Origin of the sequence: Limnofasciculus baicalensis BBK-W-15, assembly GCF_024178385.1 — a bacterium.
GTDB classification, from domain to species: domain Bacteria; phylum Cyanobacteriota; class Cyanobacteriia; order Cyanobacteriales; family Coleofasciculaceae; genus Limnofasciculus; species Limnofasciculus baicalensis.
Genome location: NZ_JAMZMM010000369.1, coordinates 1 through 5,969, shown reverse-complemented (window position 1 = coordinate 5,969; position 5,969 = coordinate 1). Strand labels below are relative to the sequence as shown.

At 40.8% G+C, this 5,969-nt stretch carries 5 protein-coding genes; 2 read left to right on the top strand and 3 right to left on the bottom strand.

The window, feature by feature from the left end; all coding sequences use genetic code 11:
- Positions 1-348: DUF1830 domain-containing protein (locus NJ959_RS24580; protein ID WP_254014384.1), on the bottom strand; the 348-nt coding region annotated here is incomplete at its 3' end.
- A 267-nt stretch (positions 349-615) separates the two neighbouring features.
- Here NJ959_RS24580 and NJ959_RS24575 point away from each other — a divergent pair.
- The gene (locus NJ959_RS24575) at positions 616-2,193 is read left to right on the top strand and encodes a photosystem II high light acclimation radical SAM protein (RefSeq protein WP_254014383.1); all 1,578 of its coding nucleotides are present in this window, start codon (positions 616-618) and stop codon (positions 2,191-2,193) included.
- A gap of 2 nt (positions 2,194-2,195) precedes the next feature.
- On the opposite strand, the gene NJ959_RS24570 is transcribed toward NJ959_RS24575, so the two are convergent.
- Both NJ959_RS24570 and NJ959_RS24565 read right to left on the bottom strand, forming a co-directional pair.
- Positions 2,196-4,130: a CHASE domain-containing hybrid sensor histidine kinase/response regulator family protein gene (locus tag NJ959_RS24570; RefSeq protein ID WP_254014382.1), complete on the bottom strand. Its 1,935-nt coding sequence runs from the start codon at positions 4,128-4,130 to the stop codon at positions 2,196-2,198.
- Positions 4,131-4,134: 4 nt separating this feature from the next.
- Complete coding sequence (locus NJ959_RS24565; protein WP_254014381.1) at positions 4,135-4,440, bottom strand: hypothetical protein; 306 nt, start codon at positions 4,438-4,440, stop codon at positions 4,135-4,137.
- A 173-nt stretch (positions 4,441-4,613) separates the two neighbouring features.
- Here NJ959_RS24565 and NJ959_RS24560 point away from each other — a divergent pair.
- On the top strand, positions 4,614-5,969 hold a 1,356-nt coding region (locus NJ959_RS24560), incomplete at its 3' end, for a DICT sensory domain-containing protein (protein WP_254014380.1).

The following is a 5,969-nucleotide window of genomic DNA, read 5'->3' as shown; positions in this document are numbered from 1 at the left end:
TAAGGCGCTCGATGTCTTAAGAATCCCCGTGTCTTTAGACCGGGGAGTGTCAACAATAGATTCTATAACTGAATCGGTGCTGGGCTGGTGGCATTGATCCACACACAAGCGAGTACAAGGGATGCTATCTGAAAGAATGGAACTTGCCATCATTCCAGTGTGAATTTCTAAAAGAGCTTCTGGTAGGGCTTCAAACACCAAGCGCTGTCCCGGGAAAACGACTCGCTCAAAATACCAGTTGGGAATGTTTGTTATACGGGCTATCTGCATCTGGCTGGTGGCGTTGACGTAGCAGCAGAGGATGTAATCTTGGTTATTAGAAGGAAGGGGGTCTAGAATCTGAGCCATAACTGCAAAAGTGCTAAATGAAGTTATTTTTTTATTACCTAACCCACGTTAGCACTTGCGATCCCCAGATTGTTGTAAACTCGACTACCAAGTGGATTAAGGAAATTTTTGTGAGATAGGAGCGGGAACGGTGGCGATGAATCGCTCAATACGAAGGGTATGGGGTGACAGCCGGGACTAATGGCTGACAGGTGGGATACTTGTTCTGGATTAGAAATCTTCATTAGACTTAATATAAAAGATAAATTCTTTAACATGAAACTGACCATGACTCAGAAGATACTCTATGTTCGCCTTCCCTGTAACCCTATCTTCCCGATTGGGGTTGTCTATTTGGCGGATCATGTTCATAAGCTGTTCCCAGAAGTTGAGCAGCAGATTTTTGACTTGGGAACCATACCACCTTTGGATTTCACCAGCGCCCTTGATGCTTGTGTAGATGAGTTTCAACCTAGTCTGCTGGTATTTTCTTGGCGGGATATTCAAATTTATGCGCCTGTGGGGGGAAGAGGGGGTAACCCTCTCCAAAATGCTTTTGAGTTTTACTATGCCCGCAATCCTTTGATCAAGTTACGTGGAGCTTTGGGAGGATTGCGTCTAGCGGCATCTTACTATAATGAACTGTGGCGGAATGTGGGGTTAATCAAACGAGGACTAAAACGTGCCCGCCAATACAATCCTGATGCTCGTACTATGGTAGGGGGTGGAGCGGTAAGTGTATTCTACGAGCAACTGGAAAGTCAGCTACCCACTGGCACGATTGTTTCTGTTGGTGAGGGAGAGGCTTTACTGGAAAAGCTGCTGCGGGGTGAAGACTTTGATGATGAAAGGTGTTATGTGGTTGGGGAGAATAAACCGCGATCGCGTATGATTCATGAAAGCCCTACTCCTATCGAAAAAACTGCCTGTAACTACGACTACATCCAAAGGATTTGGCCTAGTTTTGATTACTACTTACAAGAGGATGATTTCTACATCGGCGTGCAAACCAAACGGGGTTGTCCTCATAATTGCTGTTATTGTGTCTATACTGTGGTGGAAGGGAAGCAGGTAAGAATCAACCCGGCAGATCAAGTAGTGGCAGAAATGCGCCAACTTTATGACAGGGGGATTCGCAATTTTTGGTTTACTGATGCTCAGTTTATTCCTGCACGAAAATTTATGAGCGATGCGGTTGAACTTTTGCAGAAAATCCTGGATTCCGGGATGAAAGATATTCATTGGGCGGCTTATATCCGTGCTGATAATCTTACCCCAGAATTGTGCCAACTTATGGCTAAAACTGGGATGAATTATTTTGAGATTGGGATTACCAGTGGTTCCCAGGAATTGGTGCGGAAGATGCGGATGGGCTATAATCTCCGCACGGTACTGCAAAATTCTCGAGATTTAAAAGAAGCTGGTTTTAACGATTTAGTATCTGTTAACTACTCTTTTAATGTGATCGATGAAACTTTCGATACGATTCGCCAAACTATTGCCTATCACCGGGAGTTGGAAAGAATATTTGGGGTGGATAAAGTTGAACCTGCTATTTTCTTTATTGGGTTACAACCCCACACTCATTTAGAAGAATATGCCTTTGAAAATAACATTATATCACGGGATTATAACCCAATGAGTCTCATGCCTTGGACAGCTAAAAAATTACTCTGGAATCCTCAACCTTTCGGCTCTTTCTTTGGTGAAATCTGTCTCCAAGCTTGGCGGCAAAATCCTCATGATTTTGGGCGAGAAGTGATGAAGATTCTGGAAGAAAAATTGGGTTGTGCGGAATTAGAAGAGGCTTTGAGTGCGCCGATTGAAAGAAAGGAGAAATCTCAGGAAAAATTGGTTGCTGTTTAGTGCTACTTTAGAAGAGAAGACAATGATTTCGCAATTTCATCAATCCGTTTAGATGCTATCTTGATGGAATCTAAGAGCTTGGGTAAATCCGATCCGATCGATTCTAAGTCAATATCCTTAATTTCTTGCTCTATCTCTGTTGTTGGTTTGGGCAAGGCTTTTTTATAAAGTGCCAATAATCGCAATAAGTCTTTTATATAATGATGGGCATCGGGGATGTGGCTGATGATGGAGTTGACTGGGTTATTGATTTCCTGGACATATCTGGGTAGTATATAGATCAATCTAGACATTTTTTCATTGTCAAATTGGGATTGAGTATTTTGGATCTCTTCCAGTGTTTGAGCAAGTTTTTCGGCTCTTTCCCGTTGGATTGATTCTGAGATTTGTAGTTGTTTTTTTATCCGAACATTATGTAAGTGATTCTCAATTCTAGCTAAAACTTCTTCCACCTGAAATGGCTTGGTAATGTAGTCTATTCCACCAACGCGAAAGGCTTTAACTTTATCGAATGTATTGTCTAATGCGCTAATAAAAATTATCGGAATCTCTCCTGTATTGGGATTATCTTTCAGCTTTTCACAAATTACATAGCCATTCATGTGGGGCATGTTGACATCTAATAAAATTAGATCCGGTACAATTGCCTGCAATGTTTTTAATGCCATTACGCCACTAATGGCGCTACTGACTTCATACCCTTGTTCGCTTAGTATATTAGTTAGAAGACGAAGGCTATCAAGTTGATCGTCAATTATCAGGATATTTCCTCTGTGTGGCAAAGCGTCAAATAATGTTTTTATATCATCTGATTTAATACCATAACCAGTATCTTCTACTTCAAAGCTGATTAATTTTTTGTTAGAGTTATTTTCTGTTTGTATCCCTACTCCTACCCGCAGTGTTACCTTACCCTCTTCAGTGAATTTAATTGCATTACCTAGTAAATTAATTAAGACTTGTCTAAGCTTGCTTTCGTCTGCAAATACATATTTAGTCACCTCTGGATCGCAATTAAATATAAGCTGTAATCCCTTGGCTTCTGCTCTCAGCATAAACATTTCTTCTAAAACAGTCAGGAGTTCATATATGTCAAAGTTATTTTGATTTAACGTAATCCTACCTGCCTCAATTTTAGACATATTTAGTACATCATTAATTAGAGACAGTAAATGTTCCCCACTGCGACTAATGATACCCAAATTTTCTATTTGTTCTTCTTTCAATGACGAATCGCGATTCATAATTTGAGTAAAGCCTAAAATTGCGTTGAGGGGGGTTCTTAATTCGTGACTCATGTTTGCCAAAAATATGCTTTTGGCTTTATTAGCTGTCTCCGCCGCTTCTTTGGCGGCATCAGAGATTTCTTTAGCCGTTTTGGTTTGACGATAAGCAGCAGATAAAGATAAAACAATGGCAAATAGCAATAAACTGGTGAGAGTACCAATAACTAAAACAATTTTGGGAAAATTATCCCCAGCAATTGTGAATTTTGATTTACTGATAAAATATAAATTCCAAGTTTCTCCAGCTACATCCACGACAATTTTTCGGTAATATCGGGAATGAGAGCGAATCTCAGGATTGGCTAAATTATCTGCTTTTCCATACATTAAATCCTTGCCGTTGTAGATAACCAAATCGAAGTTTTCTTGAACTGATTTAGGTAACCCTTCTTCGACTAAATCAAGAACTCGAAAAGGAGCATAAATAAAGCCCAAAAAAGCAGATTGTCTTTCTGCTATAGTGTTAATTGGCATCCCAAGACGATAGATGGGGAGGTAAATGAGAAAGCCCGGAGTTTTAGCTCGATCTTGAACTAAAATTATCTGCCCAGTCGCTGCTGGATTTCCGGTATCTCTTGCCCTTTCAGCACCTTTTCTGCGAACAGGTTCATATCCCAAATCTAAACCAATTGCTTTTAGGTTTTTTAGCAAAGGTTCAGAATATTCGATCGCAAATAAGATTTTCTGAGATCCAGAATCCCTTTCCGGCGTAAAATGTATTCAGATAGACTTGAATGCGGTTTTTTATGGATACAGTTGCTTCATTAACTTGGTCATTCAGGAGGGCTGTCGTTTCTCTTTCTACGCTTCGCTTTGTGTATTGCCACGAAAAACCTGTCAGAATTAAGCCAAGTAGTAGTACTGCCAAAGCAATGGGTGTTTGGTATAGACTACTCATCAATTGCTGGAACCGGGTTTTCTCCATCGGGGGCTGCGGTAATGGTTGAGATTGATTAATCATGGGAAAAGTGTAAAAAATGAGATATATTCTTAAGGGTGAAGTGTAAATGATGAAGAATTAAATATAATCTGAAGTATTAAGTGTAAAATACAAAGGATGACAGGCAGAAGATTACTTTACGTTCATCCAGCACCCTTGATTAATTATTCTCTGTTAGTCTACATATAAATACCATGCTACAAGGCTCGATTTTACAACACCTAGAAACTACCCATCGCGGCAGTAAAAGACCACTCAATTTTGGGGTATATTACAAGAACACCCTGGTTGCCCTCTGTCATGCTCTAGAAGACTTTATCCTAGAATCTACAGGAAAACCTCTGACGATCACCGCCTTCCAGCAAGGAAAGTGGTATCTGCAAGAAGCGGAGCGTTATGGAGATATTGCTAAAAAAGCCTCTCAAATAGTCATTTTAGCAGCACCATCTGCTAATTTTGCCGAGCATCCCACCAGTCAGCTAGCTAATGTTGCACTAGTAGCCCTCGACTCGGGAGATCCGGTGGCTCAAGAGTGGCACTTGATTATTCTATCGGAGACATACACAGCAATGGTCTTATGTCAAGAATTATCTCCGGCTGATTATGGGGCATCTGGAATGCCAGAAAATGACAGAGAACGGAAATTTTACGGGTTTTGGACTTTTGAGCCGGAATTGGTACGGGAGACTGTAAATTTAGCGATCGCGCACATCGGTAGTTACAATCGAGAGTTACAAGCTAAATTAACTAAACAAGTCCAAGAAATTACGGCTAATTTTGGTAATAAAGAACGGGATAATATTGGAATTGTTGTATCTCGCGTAGTAGATTATCTCCAACGCTTTCATAACGATTTACATCAAATTGGAGATGATACTCTCAATACTTTGCCCATCCAACAACAAGCTTTGCATAATAACCTAGTATCTAATGAGATCCAGGCATTTTTACGGATGGCGCAACTAATCGATCAAGCAGATGCAACTAATCCGATGGCAGCCGCAGAGGTAGCATCATTATCGGAGGCGATGGGGCAGTTATTAGATTTACCTGCATGGCAAATTAAACGCCTACGTTTGGCTGGATTACTACACCGTTTGGCATCTTTTCAAGGGGTGGAAGAATTTATCGATCCTGTCAAGTCGCGGATTCAGCAAGAAGCAGTAGAGCAGCAGGATATGATGTCGAAGGCATCAGTGTTACGGGTGATGCCACAATTACAAGCGATCGCAAATATTATCACCCACCAAACCGAATATTGGGATGGCTCAGGAAAACCAGACGGGTTAGCTTACGATGGGATTCCTTTAGAATCTAGAATTCTGGGCTTGATTGTCCAGTTTCAGCATCGGGTTGCTCCTAATAAATCTGCTGAGAATGCTCTCTTCGATGGGCTAAAATATTGTCAGGAAGAAGCTGGTAAAATATTCGATCCCAAACTAGTTGAAGCCTTGGAATTGCTAGCAATTGGAATGGATCGTGGTATGATTTTACATGTAAATCAACCTAAAATAGCAGCAGGTATGTGGCTATTACACTCTTATGGGGAG